This is a genomic window from Collinsella aerofaciens, from assembly GCF_039062315.1.
GTDB classification, from domain to species: domain Bacteria; phylum Actinomycetota; class Coriobacteriia; order Coriobacteriales; family Coriobacteriaceae; genus Collinsella; species Collinsella aerofaciens_BG.
On the sequence record NZ_JBCJBG010000004.1, the window covers coordinates 17,891 to 41,841 of the forward strand.

Below are 23,951 nucleotides of genomic sequence, written 5' to 3' on the forward strand. Positions count from 1 at the left end.
GCCCAATGCATGCACATTAGAACCGTATATAGTCGAAAGTATACCCCGAGCGAGCGCAAACGACCGAATTCGGGCCATCTTAACGCCCCGAGCGGACAAGGATATAGCCTAATCTCCATATCGGACTAAAATCATGGCAGCAAACCACTTCTCATGCGAGGACTCTATGACGGCAAGCGACACGACCGAGACAATTAAAAAGGGAAATTCGGAGCCCAGTTTCGATAAAACGGCTCAGCGCATCCTCAATCTTTTCTTTGTGCTCAATAGCTCCCCCGAACCGCTGACGACCGAGCAGATCGTCTTGGATTCTGACCTGGGATATGGCTCGGGCAATATCGACTCGGATAAGCGCAAGTTTCGACGCGATCGTGACAAGCTGCTCGAACGCGGCATCTTAATCAAGGAGGTTCGCCCCACCGGCGCGCAGGAGACCGAGGAAAGCTCGTGGACAATCGACCGCGAGCACACGTTTGCGGCAGGCGGCCTCATTACCGCAGACGACGCCGATATCCTGCTCAACGCCATCGACCAGACACTAGCGGCCGGCTCATCCACTTTTGCCGCACCGCTTGCCGATATTCGCTCCAAGATTGCCTATCTCACCGGCAGGACGACGGTAGACGAGGCGCCGATCAGCCGCTCTCCCACCGTCGATGCGGTTTGGAGCGCCTTTGCCGAGCGATGCGCGCTGCGATTTTTATATCAGAACGGACGCGGCGAGCAGAGAGAACGTACCGTCTGCGTCTACGGCATGTTCGAGCGCGAGGGCGTGGCTTACTTCTGCGGCCTCGACAACGTCACCGACGACATCAGGACATTCCGCTGCGACCGTATCGTTCGCGCTTGGCGTCCTTCGAAGGCCTACGTCATCCCCGCGGACTTCAACCTCAGCGACTACCTGTTCTTTGAATTCGATTTTGCCGACCGACCGCCCGTTGCAGCCACGTTCTCATTCGCCCCTCAGACGCAGATCGATATGATCAACGGTCTCACGCGTGGGCGAGGTGAGCTCGTACACACCGATGTGGGATGGACCTGGACCGTTGACGTGCGCGATCTTGAAGCCGGCGCCTCATTTTGCATGGCCCACGCCATGGACGGCATGAGGCCCGTGGCCCCCAAATCGCTCAAACAGGCGTGGAACCACCTCATTGAAAGGACGGTGCACGAGTATGCCCGTGCGTAAACTCACCAGCGAGCAGAGACTCTCGCGCGCCATCGACATCATGGAGGCCCTCTACGCCGCCGGCGAGAGCGGCATGACACGGACCGAGATTTGCAGTCGCTTTGACATCACGGGGGTATCGCTCGACGAGATTCTCGAGATCGTCTCGACGCTCGCGGACCGAGAATCGGGCGCGCGCATCATCTGCGAATGCCGCGGCGAGCGTGTGGTCCTCACCGGTGACGCCGGGCGTGTGCTACCGCTGCGCTTGAGTGCCGCCGAGGGCGCTGTGCTCAACCATGAACTTGAATCGTTGGGGATCGAGCCGCATACGGCAGCTCGGATTCGACATGCCCTTCTACCCGAAGAGCTCGGCTATAACCAGCGCGTCTTTGACACCGTCAACCACGGGTCGCACTGGCAGCAGCTGAGCTGCGCCATTCAGGACGGTGTTCGCTGCCGCATCTCGTATCGCTCGATGGACGATGCACGGCCACGTGAGCGTCTGGTCGACCCCTTGCGCATTACGGCAAACGGCGACCAAACATACCTGATTGCCTGGGACATCGCGGTCGATGAGCAGCGCACCTATCGCATGGATAAAATCGAGGGACTCGCCTTGACGGAAGACTCCGTCGTGCCTCATGCACCGGACGTCACATCCCTCCACGATTCCCTTGCTCGGACGCAGCGTAGCGCAAAGCTCTTGATGCCATTCGATATGGCGGAGCATCTGGACTGGGCCGGCATCACCCTAATCGAGCGCAGCGGGGCAGACATGGCAACGGTAACCGTGCATTATGGCTCCGAGCGTTGGCTACTGAGCCAGGTAATCGCAGCGGGCGGAGCCATCCGCATCTTGGATGACCCCGCCCTGTCAAAGCGTCTGTGCGATATGGCAAAAACCCTCGTCTGTCCGCTTTAGCGCCGCCGCTCGTGGCGTGCACGCCACAGTTGCAGATAGTGCCCAATCTGTGCCGATTCGATGCGCTGGTAGGAGCTCGTGGGCAGCGACGTTAAGAACTTCTTTCCGTAGCCCTTCGTCACCAGGCGCGGGTCGGCCAGAATCAGCACGCCGCAATCGGTCGACGAGCGGATAAGGCGGCCGGCCGCCTGCTTGACCTCGAGCACCGCCTCGGGCAGCGAATAGCGCGCCCAAGCGCGGTCTTCACGCAGGTTGCGCTCGCACGAGAGCGGGTCCGTGGGGCTCGAGAACGGCAGCTTGGGAATGATGACGCAGCGCAGCGTCTCGCCGCTGGCGTCGAATCCCTCCCAGAAGGCCTTAAGCGCAAAAAGCGATGAAGTCGGCTCGCTGATAAACCGGTCGCGCAGGCGACGAGGAGATGAGTTGCGCTGCTGGCAGTTGAGTTCCAGACCCGCACGGGCCATCTTGGGCTCAACGCGGGCGTACAGGTCTTCCATGTCGCGCCGATTGGTGAACAGTGTGAGCACCGATCCGCCCATGGCAAGATGGGCGTCGACCAGCACGCGCTCGAGCGCCGTAAGATAGCTCTCACGATCGCGCGGATCGGGGATATCACCCGCAACGACTACAGCCATGTTCGAATCGAAGTCGTAGCTCGAGTCCAAGTGCAACGATGAGGATGTTGAAGCACCGATGCGATCGAGGCCGACCGCGTGGTTAAAGTGTTCAAAGCTTTTGGACACCGTCATGGTCGCCGAGGCAAAGATAGCCGTGTGAACCTCGGGCAGCCACTCGGTTGCCAAGGCCTCGCCAATGTCGATGCGCTCTGCGGTCATTGACTCTCCGCCGGCACGCAACCTGCGATTGACCTGCAGCGAATACACGTAGTGTTCATCGGTGCCGTCAATGATGAGTTTGAGGTTCTCGGCCAGCTCGTGCAAGCGGCGCGAGATATCACCCAGGTCGACAACAACCTCGGGCTTGTCGGCGGCGACGGCTTGCACCAGCGCGTCGACGCTCTTGTCAGCCTGTTCCAACGCGTCGATGGCAGCGTAGGCCGACTGTAAGAAATCATGCCAGTCGTCAGATTCGCGCAGTTCGGGGCCAATCCATAGATTGGCATTGTCATAACCCCCACGGGCACGGCGGCCGAGCTCGCGAACGCCATCGAACACGTCGGCGATTGCCATGCTCGCGCGCGCAACCGTCGACGTCGCCTTGGCAGTAAGGCCCAGATAGAGCGTAGAGCCCTCGGAGGTTGCCAAATCACGGGAAACCTGGCTTAGCGCGCCGGTGCTCGAGCCACCCAGGCGCTCAAACAGAACGCGTGACTCGTCCGCCGACACCACGCGCGCCCACTGGCGGCGCGCCTCGCGCTCGATGGAATGGGCCTCGTCGATTACCCAATGACGAATCGGAGGCAAAATCCTGCCCTCGGCCGCAACGTTGCGGAACAGCAGGGAATGGTTGGTGACCACCACATCGGCATGCGCCGCACGACGGCGAGCGCCGTGGACCAAACATTTATCAGGGAAAAACGGGCAGAGGCGACGAGCACACTCGCGCGAGGCCGTCGTAAAGTCGGGGCGGTTGACGCTGCGCCACCGAATGCCAAGTGAGTCGAGGTCGCCATCGGCTGATTGGCAGACGTACGCCATAATGACCGCGACCGCCGTGAGCGTGTCCGCCGGATCGCGCTTGGTGGTAATCTCGGCCTGGCCGCGGCTCATGCGCTCAAGCTTGCGCAGGCACGGATAGTGGTCATACCCCTTGAGAGCGCAAAATGACAGACCACCGTCCAGTTGCTCGGCAAGTTTTGGCAGCTCATGGTACATGAGCTGGTCGGCGAGATTGTTCGATTTGGTCGCAATACCAACCGTGATGTTGTTACGGCGTGCTGCCTCGGCAAAAGGCACCAGATAGGCCATCGATTTGCCGACGCCCGTGCCCGCCTCAATTACACGATGAGTGCCCGTGACCAGCGCATCGCGGACCTCGAGCGCCATCGCAATCTGCTCATCACGCGGCTCGTAGGTGGGGTACATGCGATTGACCAGGCCACCTGGCGCATAGTCTGCCTCAATCTCCTCACGACTCGGCATCTTGAGGACCGGCAGTTCGTCGGCGTCCACCCGATCGTCGGCGCGATCGGCCTTGAGAACGTCAGCACGAGCGGCGCTGAGAGAGAAGATAGAACCAGGGTTCTGCCCTGCCAAGAATGAGAAGATAGGACGATAGGACCAAGGCACATCCGGATGCATGTCGGCTAGGCGCGCCATGAGGCCCTGGGGCAAGTCGGTGAGCGCCACGAGCAACACGCGCCATACGCCACACAGGGCGTCGACGTCGGCATTGGCACGGTGTGATACCGAGTCACAGCCAAACAGATCGGCCATAAAAGACAGCTTGTGCGAGGCCAGGCGCGGAAGCGCGATTCGCGACAGCGCCAGCGAATCGATCCAAATATCGCTCACGTTGACGCCGCCTTTGACCGACTCGATAAACGAGCGGTCGAACGTGGCGTTATGTGCGATCACCGGGCAACCACCGACAAAATCGGCGAGAGCGGCGACGGCCTCAACGGCCGACGGGGCATCTGCCACATCGGCATTTGTAATGCTCGTGAGCTCGGTAATCTCGGCGGGAATCAGCTGCTTGGGATGCACGAAGGTATCGAAACGGTCGACGATCTCGCGGCCCGAAAGACGGGCCGCCGAGATCTCGATCAGTTCATTGTCCTGCACCGAAAGACCTGTGGTCTCGGTATCGAGGACAATCACATCTTCCTCGATAAGACCAAAGGACTGCGTTTTGGCGCGTTCGGCAAGCGTGGCATAGGAGTCGATGACAAACTGCGGCGTTCCTGACGAAACCGCGTCCTCGATTAGCATGCAATGCCCGCTCGACGAAGGCCCATACGGATCAGGCTGTCACAGACCTGCGGGAACGTCATGTCGTCGGTGTGGCGGATCTCGTCCGGATACAGCGACGTATCGGTCATGCCGGGAATGGTATTGGTCTCGAGGATAACGGGGCCGTCCTCACTCACGATAAAGTCGCTGCGCGAGATACCCAGGCAACCGAGGGCCTTGTGAGCAGCACAGGCAAGCTCCTGGGCACGAGCGTAATTCTCGGGTGAAATCTGCGCCGGAATGCGATGGATGTCCGTAGGGTCGACATACTTCACGTCCAGATCGTAGAACTCACAGTCCTCGGGCTTACGAATCTCGACAATCGGCAGAGCGCGCACGTCATCTTCGCCGTATACGCCGACGGTGATCTCGGTACCCTCGATGCACTTCTCGACCAGTACTTTGTCGCCGTACTCAAACGCCTTGGCGATTGCCGCGGGCAGCTCGGAGGGCTCATGGACCAGGGAAATGCCATAGCTGGAACCGTTGACGGCCGGCTTCACAAAGCAGCGCTCGCCACAAACCTCGACGATATGATCGATATCGACTTCATCGCCCACCTCGAGCGCAAGGCCGGGGGCAATGGGAATGCCCGCCTTGGCGTACAGGAGCTTAGAGACCTCCTTGTCGGCACCGCAGGCGCTGGCAAGCACGCCCGAAGCCGTGTAGGGGATACCCAGGGTCTCCATGGCGCCTTGCATGGCGCCATCCTCGCCGCCGGCACCGTGCATGGCGATAAACGCCACGTCAAAGCCGCCGGTTGCCATGGTTACCATAAAGTCATCAGCGGCCGTATCGAGCAGCTCCACCGAGGTGTAGCCGGCTTCCTTCAGTGCCACCACAACGTTCTTTCCCGAATTAAGCGAGATCTCGCGCTCAGCGGAATGACCGCCCGCCAAGACCGCTACGTGCATGTTCTCTAGGCTTTTACCCGGCATGGGCAGACTCCTCCTCTATAATTTCTGCAGCTGATACCATATTGTAGCGATACCCTCTACGTTTCCCCAAAATCGAAAGGCTTCCATGAATCCCAGGACTAAATCTCAGGACATTCGCGACTTGAGCCAAAACGATATTCGCGAGCTCGTGGCCGAGCTTGGCCAGCCCGCCTTCCGCGCGAAGCAGCTCATCGAATGGGTCTTTGAGAAGAACGTTTGTTCGTTCGACGACATGACCAACCTTCCCAAGGCTTTCCGCGAGCAGCTTAAAGAGGCTTTTGCCTTTGATACGCCGACTGAACTCACCAAGCAGGTTTCCAAAGATGGCTCGCGCAAGTATCTGCTCGAGTACCACGACGGCATTTCCGTCGAAACTGTCGGTATGCCCCGTCGCAACAAGCTTTCCGTCTGCGTTTCCACCCAGGCAGGCTGCGGCATGGGCTGTGCCTTTTGCGCTACCGGCCTCAACGGCCTCAAGCGCTCTCTGACCGCTCAAGAGATCGTCGACCAGGTACTTCATGTATCCAACGACTTTGGCGAGCGCGTCACGAGCGTTGTCTTCATGGGCCAGGGCGAGCCGTTTGCCAACTACGACGAGGTTCTCAAGGCGTTGCGAATCCTCAACGACCCCGATGGCATCGGTATCGGTGCTCGTCACCTCACCGTCTCTACCAGCGGCGTTATTCCCGGTATTCGCAAATTTGCCGACATCCCCGAGCAGTTCACGCTTGCCGTTTCCCTGCATTCCGCCATCCAGTCGACACGCAATAAGCTAATGCCCGGTGTTAAGAAGTACACGCTACTTCGCCTTCACGAGGCGCTTCAACTCTACACCGAGAAGACTGGCCGCCGCCCGACCTATGAGTATGCCATGATCGAAGGCGTCAACGATACGAATCCCGAGATGCAGGCGCTCTGCGACTTCTGCGAGGGAACGTTGTGCCACGTCAACCTGATTCAGCTTAACGACATCGAGGGCAGCCCGCTCAAGCCGTCGCCGATTCATAAGGTTGAGGATCTTCAGCGTCGTCTTGAGTCCCGTGGCATCGAGACCACGATTCGTAACTCCCGTGGTAACGATATTGACGCCGCTTGCGGACAGCTGAAGCAGCGCTTCAAAGTTCAGAAGAACGCATAGGGGAGTCGCACCCCAAAACGTTTCATGTGAAACATCGAACGGCCCCGGTTACAGGAGATGCAACCGGGGCCGTTTTATTTATTGACCTTAATTTTGAATCAGCTGCTACCTGTCCCATTTTTTACGGCCAAAATAAGGGGTCCTTGCCTCGTGAATCAGACAAGGACCCCTCAAAATATGCTAAGTAATTGTTAGGTACCTAATAGCCTACATTTTCCCATTGGTTACTAACCCAACCTTGATTAATCTTGGGATTCTTCGTTACCTGAGCCGTACGCATGGCAACATCTTCTGTCATAACATCCATTTTCTTCTTGGATGTATCGACAATATCTTGCGCACTACGAAGCAAACGACCTCGAAGTTCATCGTCTGTCGCGATCTTATAGCCAGCAAAGGCACCAGCCGCGACAGTCGTCGCCAATGCAATCGCAGTTAAAATCCTATTCCTCATCTTGGCCTCCTTGATCAAACTGAATCATTTCGCCAAGAATACGAGAGAGCTCTTCCTCGTCTTTAAACTCAATCTCAATCTTATTCTTTCCACGCGAGCTCTTAACACGCACGTTGGTATTAAAAACCTGACGAAGCACGCGGGCAGCCTTTTTAAAAGACTGAGGCGTTGCAGGCCTCGGCGTCTTAGGTGTCTCTCCGGCAGAAAACAACGGAGCAAGATTTTCTGTCGCTCTTACGGAAAGGCTCTCTGCAACAACCTTCTCTGCAAGTCGAATTCGAGCGTCCTCATAGGGAACTGCAAGAATCGCACGTGCATGACCAGCAGTAAGTTTGCCCTCAAAAATCATCTGCTGAACAACTTCAGGGAGATCGAGAAGGCGCAGCGAGTTTGTAATTGCAGAGCGTGACTTGCTGACTGCCTTCGACAATGCCTCCTGGGTCATACCGCTGGCATCGATAAGCTGGCGATAGCCCTTAGCCTCTTCGACGGGATTCAGATCAGAACGCTGAAGGTTTTCGATCAGAGCAAGAGCCAGCATCTCTTCATCATTAACATCTTTAATGATGACAGGCAGCTCCTCAAGACCAGCAAGCTTTGACGCTTGGTAACGACGCTCACCAGCGATGATCTCATAGCCGTTTCCATGCTTGCGAACCAAAAGCGGCTGCAAGACGCCATGTTCTTGGATTGATTCGCTCAACTCACGAAGTTCAGTTTCGTTAAAGTGAATTCGCGGCTGATTAGGGTTGGGAACGATATCCTCAATAAGTAGTTTTGTTTCAGATGCGGCATTCGAAGCCGATGAAGCCGAACCACCGGTCTCATACTCGGCCTCTGAGACCAAAGCATTGAGTCCACGTCCCAATCCGCCACGTTTCTTTACACTAGGCACGCTTGATCACCTCTTTTGCAAGGTTCATATATGCTTTTGCACCCTTATTTTGAGGTGCATAGGTAATTACCGGTTCCCCAAAAGACGGAGCTTCGGAGATTTTAACCGTACGGGGGATCAACGTCTTAAATGCCTTATCACCAAAGTACGATTGAACCTCCTCAACAACCTGATTCGATAGAGAAGTACGCGAGTCATACATGGTCATAAGCACACCGTAGGTGTCTAAGCCCTTGTTCAGACGAGATTTGACCATCTTCATTGACTCAAGCAGCTTCGTAACGCCCTCGAGTGCGTAATACTCGCATTGGATCGGAATCAAAACGCTGTCTGCTGCGGTCAAAGCGTTGATAGTAAGCAGGCCGAGCGAAGGAGGGCAGTCAATGAAAATAAAATCGAACTCGTCCTGAATCGGCTCAAGCAAATCTTTGAGACGGGTTTCACGAGCAATTGCGCTTACGAGTTCAATTTCCGCGCCTGCAAGCTGAATTGTAGCCGGAATTACGAATACCTTTTTGCAATTTGTATCAAGAACAAGCGATTCTGCCGGCACATCATTCAGCAATGCATCATAGATGCAGTGATCAAGGTCTTCTTTTTCAATTCCGAATCCACTGGTGCTGTTTCCCTGCGGATCAAAATCAACAATCAGTGTCTTACGACCCTGCTCACCCAGTGCTGCTGCAAGGTTTACAGCCGTCGTTGACTTACCGACGCCGCCTTTTTGATTGATGATTGCAATGATACGCGTGTCTTTTGCGCTCTTAGAACGCTTAACGTCGCGAAATCCCACGGTCCCTCCTGGTGTGTATTAAAGCTGTCAAACGGAGGATGTTTCACGTGAAACATTCCGAATCGATAGCAACTGCTATGTTTCACGTGAAACACTGCAAGCTGTTAGTAACCATTATGTTTCACGTGAAACATCTAGGCAAGCGGATTCTTCTTTGCCATGCCATTTGCACGAGGCAATGAAACGGATGCTGAATGACTCTTCTTAAGAACAATGAACTCCCTGTGACCCAAGCCTTCAGGCAAATCAATTGCGTCATTCAGAAGCAAAGTGAAGCCGCAAATCTTAGCTGCTGACATGCCGGAAGCAAGCTCCTCATCCGAAGGATTGCCCTTGGTGATAACAAATAGCCCTCCATCCTTCAGGTACGGAGCCGCATACTCAACAAGAATCGGTAGAGGGGCCAGTGCGCGGGCGGTTACAACGGAGAACTGCTTCCTATGGCTTCGAGCATATTCTTCAAGACGATCATGAACCGCATGAGCATGTTTCAATCCAAGAGCATGGACAAAGGAATTAACCGCATCAACCTTCTTGCCAACAGAGTCAATATAAGTAGCTTTACGATGCGTGGTTATGGTTAATGGAATACCAGGGAAGCCCGCACCTGTTCCCATATCGAGCAAAGCTCCCTCAGGAGCCTTATTGATATAGGGGAGCAAAACAAGTGAGTCGAGGATATGAAGTACGGCAGCATCTTCTACGTTAAGAATACGGGTGAGATTGGTTGTCTTATTTGTTTCTAGAACCAAATCCAAATGCTGGATACATTTCCTCAGCTCAATATCAGTTACGCTCAAGGAATATTCTTTGCAATAGGAAGTTAGGCGACTCAACATCTCGTCAGCCTGCTGATCGGTAAGTACAAACAACAGAAGCTCCTTTCTGACAAAAATCAGCGTATCGAGAACTTTTGACAAAAAAAGGGGACGTGGAAACCACGTCCCCCTAGCATAAGCTCGAGTAGATTATCGAGCAACAATCACCACATGGCGATCAGGGTCAGAACCCTCAGAATGAGTATCGACTGCATCGTTGCCACGAAGTGCAATGTGAACCAGTCGGCGCTCGTAGGCATTCATGGGCGGAAGCGAAACACTCTTATGAGTGCGGATGGCACGCTCGGCAGCAGACTGAGCCATGGAGGCGACCTTATCCTGACGGCGACTCTTGTATCCCTCGACGTCCACTACAACCGGATACCTAAAGCCAAGCTTGCGGCTCACCAGCAAAGAGAACATAACCTGAAGAGCATCAAGAGTGCGACCATGACGGCCAATGAGAACAGCAAGGTCGGGAGCCGTTACATCCAAAATCAGCTCACCCTCGTCGCCCTCATACTCATCGATAGGAGAGTTGGCGGCATCGAAGTGCGAAAGGATGGAACGCAGGATGGAAATCGCAACATCGGCAATGGTGTCGAGCTCCTCATCGGTCAGCTCTTCACCAGCCTTGTAGCGCTGTGCAATCTCGGGATAATCGCCCGCGACCTGCGGGGCAACCTCCTCAAGCATATCCTCGATGATCTCTTCAGACATAACGTACTCCAAAAGTTAGGTACCTAAATAAGATTGATATCCCACTACTTCTTCTTGTGCGGGCGCGGCTTCTTCTCGCGACGAGTGACCTCAACCTGCAGCGGAGCGTTCTTAAGACGCTCCTCCTCATCGGCCTTCGCCTTGTCGATGACCTTCTGCGTCACAAAAATCTGCTGGATAACCTGCCAAGCAGACGAGACGTCGTAGTACAGCAGAACACCAACGGGAAGGCTCCAGCCCATCCAAAGCATCATGACCGTCATGACAACGGCCATCATACGCATGCTCTGAGCCTGCTGGCCGGTCTGGTTGCGCGACATATAGAGCTGCGGAATCAGGGTCAGGACGGCAAACAGGATCAGGCAAACCAGCGCAGGCAGTGCAACCATAAAGCCATCGGCAAAGGAAGCGCTCGGCGTGGTGGTCAGGTCGGGCAGGATGTTGAAGAACGAGAACGTGCCGTTGTTAAAGTACTGCGGCAGGTTGCGCAGCAATGTAAACAGGGCGAACAGGATAGGCATCTGAATCAGCAGCGGCAGACAGCCAGCCATGGGGTTGAACTTGTTCTCGCTGTAGAACTTCTGCATCTCCTCGGCCTGACGCTGGGGATCGTCGGCATAGCGCTCCTGGATCTCGAGCATCTTGGGCTGCAGCACCTGCATGCGAGCCGTCGACTTGGTCGACTTGAGCATAAGCGGCGTCAGCAGCAGACGGATGATGACCACCAGGATGATGATGGACAGGCCCCAGTCGACCGCAAAGGTCTGGATGAGCTTGAGCAGCTCGAAAAGGATGTTAACGATCCAATCCCACATGTAAGTTTTCCTCCGATAGCGAGTGCCCGCTAGGGCACAGGGTCATAACCGCCGACGTGCAGGGGATTGCAGCGAGCGATGCGCCTCACGGCAAGCCAGCAGCCTCTCAAAACACCGTGCTTCTCAATCGCCTGGATGGCGTATTGCGAGCACGTTGGGTAATAAATGCAGGCGTCAGGCAATAAGGGCGAAATAACCTGTTGATATATGCGAATAGGAGCGATGGCAACACGTCGCAAAACGTGATTGCTCATCGCTCCTCCCCGGCAACGCCGGCGCGCTTCATAAGCGAACGCAACGCCTTGTCCATCTCCTGCGGCGAGGAAACCCTCGTCTTGGGAGTTGCAAACAAGATGATGTCATAACCCGCAACGGGAAATCCGCAGCTGCGGGCGGCCTCGCGCATCACACGCTTAGATCGGTTGCGCACGACGGCACAACCGAGTCGCTTAGCACCAACGAAGGCGACCCTTCCGGAGTCGCCTTCGCCAACCGATTCACATATGGTCATTCGAATCAGAGGGTGATTGAAACGACGCCCCTGACTGAACACATGCTCGAAATCTTGCCGAGACTTAATAGTCTTCATGCGAGATGTGTGTATCGCTGCTAGACAGTGAGACGCTTGCGGCCCTTGGCGCGACGACGGGCGAGCACGGCACGACCACCCTTAGTGGCCATACGGGCACGGAAGCCATGGGTCTTGGCACGCTTACGCTTATTAGGCTGATACGTACGCTTCATCTTAAGTTCCTCCTGCTGCATTTCGAGTGTCCGCGGGGACGCGGACGCAGATATAGACACGTGAGCTTGAAGATTGTAGGGAAATCAATGTTCAAATGTCAAGAAATCAAAGGTAAAAGGTTGCGCAGTTCACACGGTTCCCCCATAAGCCAAGCTCGATTTAGCGGTGCATGGCAACTTTTCATGATATTTCATCGAGTTTTCAACAGGTCATGTTGGCAATGTTGAGAACTTTTCGTCCATTTTCCAAAGTTTTCAACAGGTTTTGAAAGTTTGTCGAAAGATGAGAAACATTGCACGGTGAGCTACTATTTGTTCGAAACCTTTTGGAAGATTGCGAGCGGCATGTCTGACGACTTTTACACCATGGTCGATTCCGGAGACCCGGCACCCGACAACGAGCACATCACCGGCGTGCGCGAAGAGCGTGACGAAGGTGAACAGACGACAACGCAGGCGCCAAAAGCCATGTACGCCGCGCGCATCGCCGTCTATGACGACATGCTGTCGACACCGCGTGTGATCGTCATCGATCCGCAAGATGTCCGCACGTATTTGGAAGAGACGACCAACACCGTCTACCAGTGCATGAAAGAACAAGGTGGCCATATCTCGCTCATGGTCATCCGCGAGATTGTCGAAAACTTTATCCACGCACACTTTGCAGAGCCCATCATCTCGATTCTGGACGGCGGAGACACCATCCGCTTTGCTGACCAAGGACCCGGCATCGACGACAAGGAACGCGCTTTCGACTTTGGCGTTACCAGCGCAAACAGCAAGATGAAGCGCTATATCCGTGGAACCGGAGCAGGGTTTCCCATGGTGCAGGAGTATTTGGAAAACGCCGGCGGTGCCGTATCCATCGAGGACAACATGGGCAACGGCACCGTGGTTACGGTAAGCCTGAACCCTAAACGCGTGCAGGAAATCGAGCGTGCCGGCGGACGCGGTGCTGCCGTGCGGCCCGAGACGGAGCAGCCCACATATCCCCTGCCGGGAGCTTTTGCGCAGCAGCCCATGGCAACGCAGCAGATGCAGCCCCCCGTGGGGCAGATGCAGCAGCCCGGAATGCTTCCCACACAAGAGCCCCAGGCGGCATCTATGTCGATGACGCCAAACATGCCAGAGGCCATGCCGCTGGCAGATCAGGATGCAGCAGCAATGCAGCAGGCGACGGGGGCACCGGGTGGCCAGCAAATGGGCTATCAGCCGTACCAACGGGGATATCCATATCAGCAGATGCCGCCACTGGGGTATGGCCAGCAGTTCCCGCAGCAGTACCAGCAGGGATATCAGCAGCCGTACCAGCAGATGCCGCAGCAGCAGTACAACCCCTGGGCCCAACAGATGCCTCTGCAGCCTTACCAACAGTGGCCTCAAAGTTTTCAACAGCAAATGCCGCCGATGCAGAGTTCTCAACAACCAGCAGCTCAAATGATGTATCCTAATGCAGCAAATCAGTATGCGCAGCCACAACCGGACGTGTTCGTAAGCGATCGCGGCAACGCCGCGCTGGGCTATCTGGCGCAAAATCAAGCGTGCGGTGCAACCGATCTGGCGAGGGCGTTTGGAAACTCGGCCCCCACTTGGTCACGCACGCTCAATGACTTGGCGCAGGCCGGCTTGGTCATCAAGCATGGCCAGAAATACCATCTGACCGAACTCGGCGCCGCTCGCGTGCGAGCTCAGAGCTAAAGAACGGGAGAGACAGTGGACGAGGAAGCAAGCATCATCCTGGGGGATGCCATCGCCTTTTGCCAGCGCGACGGCCAAGATGCACGCCTCATCAACATGCTGGGGCAATCGCGGGCCATAAGCCTGACCGAAGATACGCTCACGATCGAGGCCCCCTCGCGCTTTGCCATCGCGCAGCTCAAAAAGCATCAGCCGACTATTGAGGCCTATCTGGAAGAAATCGCCTTTGCACCGATCGCGCTCGACATCGTGGCACCGCAAGGCGCCGCAACGGAATCCGCTGCCGCGACGGCGCCCGCCACGGCTCCCGCCGCTTCCCCGGCGGCACCGACCTCCGCAGGCGACGTGCCGACAATCGAGCACCAGCACAGCGATGTTTCCCGTGAAACCATGGCACCGTTGCCGACCGCGGCGGCGACGTCAACGAACGCACCCGTCACGCACATGCCTATCGCTCACGACGCAGCGGCGGGCGCGGATTCGGGCATTGCAATCAAGAACACGCTCTCGGCCGATGATTTTCGTCGCATGATGAACCAGATGAAGGGCGGAGCGCCGACTAAATCCACGCAAGCTGCGACCCCCGCTTCACCCATACCGGCGCCGACCGTGCCGGCCGAGCAGAATACGGATGGAGCCCCGCTCGCCGCGAACTCAAAATTTACCTTTGAGAACTTTGTCTACGGCCCCGAAAACAGCCATGCCTATCGCTCGGCACTCAAGTTTGCCGCCCTCGCGGACGAGCGCGGCACATGCACATCACTGTTCATCTACGGCAAATCGGGCCTGGGCAAGACGCACCTGCTGCTTGCCATCAAAAACGAGCTCGCCGAGAAGTCGCCCGAGATCAAGGTCAAGTATGCCAACTCCCAGGCATATCTGGACGACCTGATGACCGAGTTCGACCGCCAAAAGAAGAGCAACGCCCCCATCATGCAGGCGTACCACGGCGTGGACGTGCTCATCATCGATGACATCCAAAACATCATCGGCAAGCGCGCGAGCGTGGACTACTTTTTCCAGCTCATGGACGAGTTCATCCGCAACAACAAGAAGGTCGTCATCGCGGCAGACCGTGCCCCCAAGGACCTGAGCATGGACGAGCGTCTGACCAGCCGCTTCAACGCCGGCATGCTCTGCCTGGTCGCAGAGCCCAGCTACGAGATGAAATACAAGATCTTGCAGCGCTATTACGAGAACACCATCGTCGCCGCTCCCGAGGCAGGCGACGACTCGCTGCTGGCGGCCTATGGGGGCGACGGCGGACACCTGACCGACGAGCACTTTAAACACATGGCCGAGGTCTCGGGCACCAACATCCGCGAACTCGAGAGCTTTTGCGAGCGCTGCGCCGGCGAGGCGGGCGACCGCGAGCGCGAGGGCGGGGAGCTCACCTTTGACGATATCGACGCCATCGCCAGCCAGTACTTCGACACATCGGCCAAAAAGATCAACGTCCAGACGGTTCAGTCCGTCATCGAAGAGCAGTACGGCGTGACGCACGAGGAGCTCATCGGCCCGCGTCGCAACGCCAATATCGCCAAAGCACGCCATATCGCTATCTACCTGGCCATCGAGATGTGCGAGATGACGACCACGGCGGTGGGCGCCGAATTTGGCAACCGCAACCACTCGACCGTCAGCACGAGCTACAAAAAGGTCCAGAAGATGATCCAGGAAGACCGTACCGTCACCGAAGACCTCAAATCGCTGCGCGATAAAATTACACTGCGCTCGTAGGGAAATAGAGACACCTGTTGAAAACTTGTCGAAACCATGGGCATAAGGTGTCTAAAACCCAACCCGCGGTGGTGAAAAGTTTTGCGCAGGTTTTGAACGTGGAAAACCACCCCCGTTGCACACAGGTTGCTGTCGATTCTCTTTCTGGGTCTGACCTGCGTCTTTGGGAGTAATCAACAGTTTCGTCAGTGCTATTACTATTATTAAGATATTTATATCTAAAGAAAGGTATTAAAAGATGAAGTTCACCGTCAGCCAGAGCTCGCTTACACAAGCCATCGGCGTCGTTATGAAGGGTGTCGCTTCGGCGTCCACCCTTCCCATCCTGTCGGGCGTGCTCGTCAAGGCGCAAGACGGCATCTTGGAATTCCAGACCTCTAACTACACCATCTCGATCCGTCATCGCATCGCGGCACATGTCGAAGAAGGGGGCGAGATGGTTATCCCTTGTAAGATGCTCTCCAATATCACCAAGACCCTCCCCGATGCCCCGGTCACCTTTGAGCTGTCCGAGCGCCAGGTGCTGATTGGTTGTGAGAAGAGCTCTTTCCGCCTGAACACGCTCGATGCCAATGACTTCCCCGAGTTTCCGGCCTATGCCATCGAGAGCGCCGTGGAACTGCCGACCGATATCTTGTCCGAAATGGTCGGCCGCGTGTGGCGCGTCACCTCGACTGACAAGGCCCGCCCCATCCTGGGTGGCGTGCACATGAAGGTCGAGAACAACACCGTGCGCCTGGTGGCGACCGATTCCTTCCGCTTGGCCGTGTGCGATACGCAGGTCGAGACCTCAACCCTCGAGGGCTCCTTTGAACTCAACGTTCCGGCCGACGCCTTTAACGACGCGCTGAACATCATGGCCAGCCAGGCGACCATCATGATCGGGGCTACCGACACCCAGGTCGTCTTTGAGGCCGGCAACACCACCTACGTGTCGCGCCGCATCGAGGGCGTGTACCCCAACTACAAGCAGCTCATCCCCGATTCGTGCGTGACGAGCGTCAAGATCGACGTCGCCGCCTTTAACGCCGCCCTCAAGCGCGTGGCCGTTATCGCGAGCGCCAACCCCGCCGTCAAGTTCGAGATCGATGTCGAGAACGGGCAGATGGGCCTGTCCTCCATTTCCAATGACCAGGACCTTGCGCAGGAGACGATCGATGTCGAGGCCGAGGGCGAGTCGGGCACCATCGCCTTCAACTACCACTACATCTTTGGCTGCCTCAATGCCCTGTCCAAGGAGAAGGAGATCACGCTGGAGCTCAAGAGCTACTCGCAGGCGGGCATCTTCAAGTCCTACGACAAGATCAACTACCTGTACCTGGTCATGCCGGTCCGCATCTAGCAACTGCCCTATGACCATGTTCGCCCGCGATCTTTCCGTCGCGCACTACCGCAGCTTCGATAGCTATCGCCTTGCCCTGGACGAGGGCGTGACGATACTTGCGGGACCCAACGCGGCGGGAAAGACCAATCTCATAGAGGCGCTGCAGCTGCTGACGAGCGGCGCCTCGTTTAGGCATCCGACCGCAGCCGAGCTCGTCCATGACGGCGTGGGCTCGTGCAAGGTCGAGCTGAGGCTCGAGGGCGACGGCCGCGTGCTTGATATGGGATTGAGCGCGGAGGACGGTAAACGCTCGTTTAGCCGCAACGGCAAGAGATGCTCTGCCGCCGGTGTGCGCGGGGTTCTGCCGAGCGTGCTGTTTTGCCCCGACCATCTGGACATGGTTAAGCGAGGCGCCAGTGTGCGCCGCGCCGCCCTCGACGACTTTGGCATGCAACTGAGCGCACGCTATGCCGATCTTGCGAGCACCTATGGTCGCTGCGTGACCCAGCGTAACGCCTTGCTCAAGGAGGCCTGGTGCTGCCGCGAGATGCTCGGCGCGTGGAACGATTCGATTGCCCGCGCGGGCGCGGCTCTGCTCGTGCACCGGTTGGCCCTGCTCGACCGGCTGGCGGGCCATGTGCGTACTGCCTACGGGCAAGTGGCGTCCGGTGAAGCCGCCAACGTGTCCTATGCGTCCACGCTGGGGGATTTGCCCCAGGTCGATGATCGCGAAGAGCTGAAGGGCTGGGCGTACGAGCGCATGCTGGCTGCCCTTGATGAGCACGCCGACGAGGAAATTCGCCGCGGCGTGACGTTGGTGGGACCGCATCGCGACGAGATTGAGTTTGCTGTGGCGGGTCGCTCCGCCCGTTCATTTGCCAGCCAAGGTCAGCAGCGAACGTTGGTTCTGGCCTGGAAGGTGGCGGAGGTGGCCGTGGCTCGCGATGTCCTGGGCACCGCCCCACTGCTGCTTTTGGACGACGTGATGAGCGAACTCGACGGCGAACGCCGCGGTGCTTTCCTGCGGCTGATCGGCGATGATATCCAGACGGTCATAACCACGACCAACCTGGGGTACTTTACCGATGACCTGCTTGATCGAGCCAAGGTGGTGAGCATGGGTGAGACGTGCTAATTACGAGCGCGAGAGCGAAACGGTCGCCTTCAGTGGCTTGTTGAACGCAGAGCGCCAGCGCATCCTGGCGGCTGCGACCCCTGAGCGCCGTGCGCAGATGGAGGCCGCCGAGGAGTCGCGCGCGGTCTATCGCGCGTGGAACGCGGTGTGCTCGGGCACGCGCGAGGGGCGGCATGTGACGGGCCTGCGCTACCTGCCCGAGTCCAATGAGCTGCTGGTATATCTCGACTCGCCCTCGTGGACGCAGGAAATGACGTTGTTGCGCGAGATCATCCGCGCGCGCATGGAGCGCGCCGGTGCGCATGTGGATGGCCTGGTGTTCAAAACCACCGCGCCCGGTCACACGCCGCCCGCCGCCAAGGAGCGCCTTCGCCCAGCGGCGACCGAGCGCCCGCCGGCCCCACACGCCGACCTCAGCGATGCCGAGCGCACCGAGATTGAGCGCCAAGTGGCGCCCATCGAAGACCAAAAACTGCGCGAGGCCCTCGAGAACGCCATGAGAGCCAGTGCCGAGTGGGCCAAGGGCGTGCAAAGCAAAAAAGAGCCTTAAATCGCATCTGGTGGCCTTGTAGAGCCAAATACCATCGTTCCCGAGGGTATTTTTTTACGATAAACTAGTAAGGCTGTACACATTTTCTTGACTGAAGGAGGACGTGTGGCAAACGAAAACGATTACGATGGCGGCGAGATTAAGATTCTCGAAGGTCTCGAGGCCGTTCGTAAGCGCCCGGGCATGTATATCGGCTCGACGAGCGCCAGCGGTCTGCATCACCTGGTGTGGGAGATCGTTGACAACTCCGTCGACGAGGCCATGGCCGGTTTCTGCACCGAGATCCAGGTGACGGTCCACGCCGACAACTCCATCACGGTCGTCGACAACGGGCGCGGTATCCCCGTCGACGAGCACCCTGTTAAAAAGATCCCGACGCTCGAGGTCGTCATGACGATTTTGCACGCCGGCGGTAAGTTCGATAATTCGGCCTATAAGGTCTCGGGCGGCCTGCACGGCGTTGGCATCTCCGTCGTCAACGCACTGTCCAAGCGCGTGGTCGTTCAGGTTCGTCGCGACGGCAACACCTACGAGATGGAGTTCTCGCGCGGCAAGACCGTCAAGAAGATGGAGGTCGTGGGCACCTCGGATTCGACGGGCACCACCGTCACCTTCTGGCCCGACGACGAGATCTTCGAGACCTGCATTTACGATTTCGATACGCTGCACAACCGTCTGCAGGAGACGGCGTTCCTCAATAAGAACCTCAAAATCGTGCTGACTGACGAGCGCGAGTCTACTCCCCACGTGGAGGAGTTTTGCTACGAGGGCGGCATCATCGACTTCGTCAAGTTCCTTAACGAGGGCAAGGACGTCCCCGAGGCCTTTAAGGAGCCTATCTACATCGAGGGCAAATCGGACCCGGACGCACCTGTGGCCAAGATGGGCGAGGTTGAGGTTTCCCTGCAGTGGAATAGCGGCTACGGCGAGAACGTCATGTCGTTTGCCAACGACATCTACACCCCCGAGGGCGGCATGCACCTTGAGGGCTTCCGCACCGCGCTCACCCGCGTGATCAACGACTATGCGCGCAAGCAGAACCTGCTCAAGGAAAAAGACGCCAATCTGACCGGCGACGATGTGCGCGAGGGCCTTTCGGCCGTTATCTCGGTCAAGCTGCCCGATCCGCAGTTTGAGGGCCAGACCAAGGCAAAGCTCGGCAGCTCCTATATGCGAGCGCTCACGCTCAAGATTGTGACCGACGGCCTTGTCGATTACCTCGAGGAGCATCCCAAGCCCGCTCGCGAGATCGTCAAGAAGGCGCAACAGGCCTGCAAGGCGCGCAATGCCGCCCGCAAGGCGCGCGAGGCGACCCGCCGCAAGAGCCTGCTCGAGACGGCGTCCCTGCCCGGTAAGCTCGCTGACTGCTCGGTGCGCGATGCCGAGCTGACCGAGCTCTTCATCGTAGAGGGCGACTCGGCAGGCGGTTCGGCCAAGGACGGCCGTCGCCGAGACATCCAGGCGATTCTGCCCCTGCGCGGCAAGATTTTGAACGTCGAACGCGTTGGTGACCATCGCGCGTTCTCGAGTGACACCATTCAGTCGCTGATTACCGCGATCGGTTGCGGCGTCACGACGAGTGCCGGCGACGGCGGCGATTTCGATATCACCAAGGCGCGCTACCACAAGATCATCATCATGACCGATGCAGACGTCGACGGTGCGCATATCCGCATCCTGCTGCTGACGTTCTTCTACAAGTACATGCGTCCGCTGATCGATGCCGGCTACGTCTATGTTGCCTGCCCGCCCATCTTTGGCATTAAGGTGCGCAACAAGATCCACTACGTGTATCCCAACGGCCGCCAGCCCGAAGACGAGATCCTGCGCGACACCATCCAGAGTCTGGGCCTGAACCCCGACGATAACGACGAGGACGGCAAGGCCAAGGACGGCAAGATTACCAAAAAGCGCAAGGGCTATACCGTCCAGCGCTACAAGGGCCTGGGCGAGATGGACCCCAAGCAGCTTGCCTCGACGACGATGGACCCCAAGACCCGCATTCTGCAGCGCGTGTCGATCGAGGACGCCGTGGTGGCGGACCGCGCCGTGCGCGAGCTGATGGGTTCCGAGGTCGGCTATCGTCGCGAGTACATTGAAAAACATGCGCATGATGCGCGTTTCCTTGACGCTTAAGAGGAGGTAACGTGGCAGACGATATCAACAATAACGGGGGTATGGACGAGACCGGCGATGCCGGTATGCCCGATGATCTGAAGCGCCTGCTTGCCCGTGCTGAGCAGGGCGAGGACGGCGACCCGGACGCCTATAACCCCGATGCCGATGATGATGAGGAAGAAGACGACGCCGAGCTCGAGGAGAGCTTTGGCGAAGTCGACCGTGGTGCCTCGGCCGGCGAGGATATCAACGGCGGCCAGCTCCAGATTTCGGAGTTCGGTCGCGAGATGAAGCAGTCGTTCATCGAGTATTCGATGTCGGTTATCACGGCGCGCGCCCTGCCGGACGTGCGCGACGGCTTAAAGCCGGTTCACCGCCGCATCCTGTACGCGATGAACGAGAGCGGCATCTACCCCAACCGCCCACATAAGAAGTCGGCCTGGACGGTCGGCGAAGTTATCGGTAAGTACCACCCGCACGGCGATTCCGCGGTCTATGAGGCCATGGTCCGCCTGGCGCAGTGGTTCTCCATGCGCACGCCGCTCATCGACGGTCACGGCAACTTCGGTAACATCGACGGCGACGGCGCGGCGGCCATGCGTTACACCGAGAGCCGCCTGGCAAAGCCCGCCATGGAACTGCTGCGTGACTTGCAGAAGGATACCGTCGACTGGCAGCCCAACTACGACGAATCACTTGCCGAGCCCGTGGCGCTGCCTGCGCGCTTCCCCAACCTGCTGGTCAACGGCAGCCAGGGCATCGCCGTCGGCATGGCCACCAACATCGCCCCGCATAACCTCACCGAGGCGATTGAGGCCACCTGCTACCTGATCGACAACCCCGACGCCACCGTCGACGAGCTCATGCAGATCATGCCAGGTCCGGACTTCCCCACCGGCGCCATCATCATGGGCAGCGCCGGCATTAAGCAGAGCTACGAGACCGGCCGCGGCTCCATTACCGTGCGTGCCAAGGCACATGTGGAGTCCACCAAGACCGGTCGCAGCCGCCTGGTCTTTACCGAGATTCCCTACATGGTCAACAAGGGCACCCTGCAGGAGAAGATCGCCCAGCTCGTCAACGACAAGCGCATCGAGGGCATCTCGGATATGCGCGATGAGTCCAACCAGAAGGGCATCCGTCTGGTCATCGAGCTCAAGAAGGGCGTCATTCCGCAGGTCGTGCTCAACAACCTGTATAAGTACACCTCGCTGCAGACGACCTTTGGCGCCAACAACCTGGCGCTCGTCAACGGCGTGCCCAAATGCCTGAGCCTGCGCGAGATGCTGCAACACTACATCGACCACCAGGTCGACGTAGTCACCCGCCGCACCCGCTTCGACCTTAAGAAGGCCCAGGCGCGTGCCCATATCCTCGAGGGCTACCTGATGGCCCTTGACCATATCGACGAGGTCATTAGCATCATACGCTCCTCGCAGACCGACTCCGAGGCCAGCAGCCGCCTGATTGAGCGCTTTGGCTTTACGCCCGAGCAGACCACGGCTATCCTCGAGATGAAGCTGCGCCGCCTGACCGGCCTGGAGCGCGACAAGATCCAAGAAGAGTTGGACGGCCTGCGCCGCGCCATCGCCTACTACGAGGACCTGCTGGCGCACGAGGAGAAGATTCTGGGCGTCATCAAGGAAGAGATGCGCGAGATCTCCAAGAAGTTTGGCGACAAGCGCCGCACCGAGATCAGCCAGGTTGAGAAGGACCTGGATGTCGAGGACCTCATCGCCGACGAGGACATGGTCGTGACCATCACCCACACCGGCTACGTTAAGCGTATCCCGGTGGCCGCCTACCGCGCCCAGAAGCGCGGCGGCAAGGGCGTGTCGGGCGTCAATCTCAAAGAGGACGACGTTATCGATGAGATGTTCATCGCGTCCACGCACGAGTACGTGCTGTTCTTCTCGAGCAAGGGCAAGGTCTATCGCCTGAAGGTGCACGAGCTGCCGGTGGGTACGCGCCAGGCGCGCGGTACCGCGATCGTCAACCTGCTGCCCTTCGAGGAGGGCGAGAAGATCGCGAGCGTCATCAGCTGCCGCGATTTCCCGGCCGACGAGTACCTGATGTTTGCCACCAAGAACGGCATGGTCAAGAAGACCGTGATGAGTGCTTACGATCGTAGCCGCCGTGATGGCCTGATTGCTATCAACCTGCGTGACGACGACGCGCTGCTGAACGTGCGCCGCGTGCGCGAGGGCGACAAGATTATCCTGGCCACCACCGCGGGCAAGGCGATCATGTTCTCCGAGGAGCAGGTGCGCGCCACCGGCCGCGATACCAGCGGCGTTCGCGGTATCGGTATGAAGGACGGCGTGAGCGTTCTGGGCATGGAGGTCACTAACGGCAACGGCGATCTGTTCGTCATCACCGAGCGCGGCTACGGCAAGCGCACGCCGGTCGCGGACTACCCGGAGCAGAATCGCGGCGGCCAGGGCGTCTACACCATTCAAATGACCGAGCGTAAGGGTAACCTCGCGGCCATGAAGACGGTGGGCCCGCAGCACGAGCTGTTCATCGTGACGGAGGGCGCGACGGTCATTCGCGTCAAGACCGACGAGATCAGCCAGACCGGCCGCGCCACCCAGGGCGTCAAGATGATGACCGTCGACGACAACGACCGCATCTGCGCCGTAGCCCGCATGACAGCCGCCAAAGAGAAGCCCGAAGGCGAAGCCACAGAAGACAGCTCCGCTCCCGAAGAAACCCCTGTCGATCTAGGCGACGGCAACGACATGCCGGAGGATCTCCTCGACGAGTAAGTAGTCCTCTCCGGTCAAAAACATCAGACCCCATATATCGGCGGTCGGCGCACCTGCGCGCCGACCGCTTTTTTGAAAACCTTGGGACCCCATGGTCGCTGGGCTGGCGAGATGGTTTTGGTTTGTCGCGAGTTCCGCACGCAAAGAAGGCCACTTAATGTGGCCTTCGTCTTGCGCAGGACTGTCCGAGCAGCAAACCAAAACCATCTCGCCAGCCCAGCGACCATCCCTCCCAAAGATTTTCAAAAAAGTTGTTGACGTGCGCGTGACGACTCGTCTAATATATCCCTTGCGCGAT

At 57.9% G+C, this 23,951-nt stretch carries 22 protein-coding genes; 10 read left to right on the plus strand and 12 right to left on the minus strand.

From position 1 onward, the window contains the following. The first annotated feature begins 133 nt into the window (after window positions 1-133). The gene (locus ABCP74_RS02960; RefSeq protein ID WP_196031402.1) at window positions 134-1,189 is read left to right on the plus strand and encodes a helix-turn-helix transcriptional regulator; all 1,056 of its coding nucleotides are present in this window, start codon (window positions 134-136) and stop codon (window positions 1,187-1,189) included. Then, a complete protein-coding gene (locus tag ABCP74_RS02965; protein ID WP_161155904.1) occupies window positions 1,176-2,093 on the plus strand; it encodes a helix-turn-helix transcriptional regulator in 918 nt (305 codons plus the stop codon). The genes ABCP74_RS02960 and ABCP74_RS02965 overlap by 14 nt, the downstream gene beginning before the upstream one ends. On the opposite strand, the gene ABCP74_RS02970 is transcribed toward ABCP74_RS02965, so the two are convergent. Both ABCP74_RS02970 and ABCP74_RS02975 read right to left on the minus strand, forming a co-directional pair. Continuing rightward, complete coding sequence (locus tag ABCP74_RS02970; protein WP_343000771.1) at window positions 2,090-4,984, minus strand: helicase C-terminal domain-containing protein; 2,895 nt, start codon at window positions 4,982-4,984, stop codon at window positions 2,090-2,092. The two genes, ABCP74_RS02965 and ABCP74_RS02970, sit on opposite strands and share 4 nt — an antisense overlap. Continuing rightward, a complete protein-coding gene (locus ABCP74_RS02975) occupies window positions 4,978-5,943 on the minus strand; it encodes a D-alanine--D-alanine ligase family protein (protein ID WP_035136496.1) in 966 nt (321 codons plus the stop codon). The genes ABCP74_RS02970 and ABCP74_RS02975 overlap by 7 nt, the downstream gene beginning before the upstream one ends. Window positions 5,944-6,028: 85 nt before the next feature. Here ABCP74_RS02975 and rlmN point away from each other — a divergent pair, with 85 nt between their 5' ends. Next, the gene (gene rlmN, locus ABCP74_RS02980; protein WP_035136497.1) at window positions 6,029-7,081 is read left to right on the plus strand and encodes a dual-specificity RNA methyltransferase RlmN; all 1,053 of its coding nucleotides are present in this window, start codon (window positions 6,029-6,031) and stop codon (window positions 7,079-7,081) included. 199 nt (window positions 7,082-7,280) lie between these two features. Here rlmN and ABCP74_RS02985 read toward each other — a convergent pair whose 3' ends face one another. From ABCP74_RS02985 to rpmH, 9 genes are all read right to left on the minus strand, one after another. Beyond that, window positions 7,281-7,535: a hypothetical protein gene (locus ABCP74_RS02985; protein ID WP_149926478.1), complete on the minus strand. Its 255-nt coding sequence runs from the start codon at window positions 7,533-7,535 to the stop codon at window positions 7,281-7,283. Next, a complete protein-coding gene (locus tag ABCP74_RS02990; protein WP_343000770.1) occupies window positions 7,525-8,430 on the minus strand; it encodes a ParB/RepB/Spo0J family partition protein in 906 nt (301 codons plus the stop codon). The genes ABCP74_RS02985 and ABCP74_RS02990 overlap by 11 nt, the downstream gene beginning before the upstream one ends. Continuing rightward, complete coding sequence (locus ABCP74_RS02995; RefSeq protein ID WP_022093800.1) at window positions 8,423-9,223, minus strand: ParA family protein; 801 nt, start codon at window positions 9,221-9,223, stop codon at window positions 8,423-8,425. Before ABCP74_RS02995 ends, ABCP74_RS02990 begins: the two co-directional genes overlap by 8 nt. A gap of 134 nt (window positions 9,224-9,357) precedes the next feature. Continuing rightward, window positions 9,358-10,095, minus strand: coding sequence for a 16S rRNA (guanine(527)-N(7))-methyltransferase RsmG (gene rsmG, locus ABCP74_RS03000; RefSeq protein WP_343000769.1), 738 nt, complete (start codon window positions 10,093-10,095; stop codon window positions 9,358-9,360). A gap of 96 nt (window positions 10,096-10,191) precedes the next feature. After that, window positions 10,192-10,761 carry a Jag family protein gene (locus tag ABCP74_RS03005; RefSeq protein WP_022093802.1) on the minus strand — a complete coding sequence of 190 codons (570 nt, stop codon included), beginning with the start codon at window positions 10,759-10,761 and terminating at the stop codon, window positions 10,192-10,194. Window positions 10,762-10,805: 44 nt separating this feature from the next. Continuing rightward, complete coding sequence (locus ABCP74_RS03010; RefSeq protein ID WP_035136499.1) at window positions 10,806-11,576, minus strand: YidC/Oxa1 family membrane protein insertase; 771 nt, start codon at window positions 11,574-11,576, stop codon at window positions 10,806-10,808. Window positions 11,577-11,605: 29 nt separating this feature from the next. Then, complete coding sequence (yidD, locus tag ABCP74_RS03015; RefSeq protein WP_082222962.1) at window positions 11,606-11,830, minus strand: membrane protein insertion efficiency factor YidD; 225 nt, start codon at window positions 11,828-11,830, stop codon at window positions 11,606-11,608. Beyond that, on the minus strand, window positions 11,827-12,165 hold the full coding sequence (rnpA, locus tag ABCP74_RS03020) for a ribonuclease P protein component (RefSeq protein WP_006236191.1): 339 nt from the start codon (window positions 12,163-12,165) through the stop codon (window positions 11,827-11,829). Before rnpA ends, yidD begins: the two co-directional genes overlap by 4 nt. Before the next feature lie 20 nt (window positions 12,166-12,185). Continuing rightward, window positions 12,186-12,320: a 50S ribosomal protein L34 gene (gene rpmH, locus ABCP74_RS03025; protein WP_019127408.1), complete on the minus strand. Its 135-nt coding sequence runs from the start codon at window positions 12,318-12,320 to the stop codon at window positions 12,186-12,188. A 273-nt stretch (window positions 12,321-12,593) separates the two neighbouring features. Here rpmH and ABCP74_RS03030 point away from each other — a divergent pair, with 273 nt between their 5' ends. From ABCP74_RS03030 to gyrA, 7 genes are all read left to right on the plus strand, one after another. Beyond that, on the plus strand, window positions 12,594-14,018 hold the full coding sequence (locus ABCP74_RS03030) for an ATP-binding protein (RefSeq protein ID WP_229025827.1): 1,425 nt from the start codon (window positions 12,594-12,596) through the stop codon (window positions 14,016-14,018). Between the two features lie 15 nt (window positions 14,019-14,033). Continuing rightward, window positions 14,034-15,758, plus strand: a complete 1,725-nt coding sequence (locus ABCP74_RS03035) for a DnaA ATPase domain-containing protein (protein WP_152068595.1) — start codon at window positions 14,034-14,036, stop codon at window positions 15,756-15,758. A gap of 238 nt (window positions 15,759-15,996) precedes the next feature. Next, a complete protein-coding gene (gene dnaN, locus ABCP74_RS03040; RefSeq protein WP_152068594.1) occupies window positions 15,997-17,100 on the plus strand; it encodes a DNA polymerase III subunit beta in 1,104 nt (367 codons plus the stop codon). 10 nt (window positions 17,101-17,110) lie between these two features. After that, entirely contained in the window at window positions 17,111-18,217 is a 1,107-nt protein-coding gene (gene recF, locus ABCP74_RS03045; protein WP_006236184.1) for a DNA replication/repair protein RecF, read from the plus strand. Further along, window positions 18,204-18,767, plus strand: coding sequence for a DciA family protein (locus tag ABCP74_RS03050; RefSeq protein WP_152068592.1), 564 nt, complete (start codon window positions 18,204-18,206; stop codon window positions 18,765-18,767). Before recF ends, ABCP74_RS03050 begins: the two co-directional genes overlap by 14 nt. A gap of 105 nt (window positions 18,768-18,872) precedes the next feature. Next, window positions 18,873-20,903, plus strand: coding sequence for a DNA topoisomerase (ATP-hydrolyzing) subunit B (gyrB, locus tag ABCP74_RS03055; protein ID WP_161155910.1), 2,031 nt, complete (start codon window positions 18,873-18,875; stop codon window positions 20,901-20,903). A gap of 41 nt (window positions 20,904-20,944) precedes the next feature. Next, window positions 20,945-23,653, plus strand: coding sequence for a DNA gyrase subunit A (gyrA, locus tag ABCP74_RS03060; RefSeq protein WP_343000774.1), 2,709 nt, complete (start codon window positions 20,945-20,947; stop codon window positions 23,651-23,653). Here gyrA and ABCP74_RS03065 read toward each other — a convergent pair. Continuing rightward, window positions 23,609-23,951, minus strand: a 343-nt coding sequence (locus ABCP74_RS03065; RefSeq protein ID WP_343102190.1) for a hypothetical protein, incomplete at its 5' end; no start/stop codon positions are given. The genes gyrA and ABCP74_RS03065 overlap by 45 nt on opposite strands.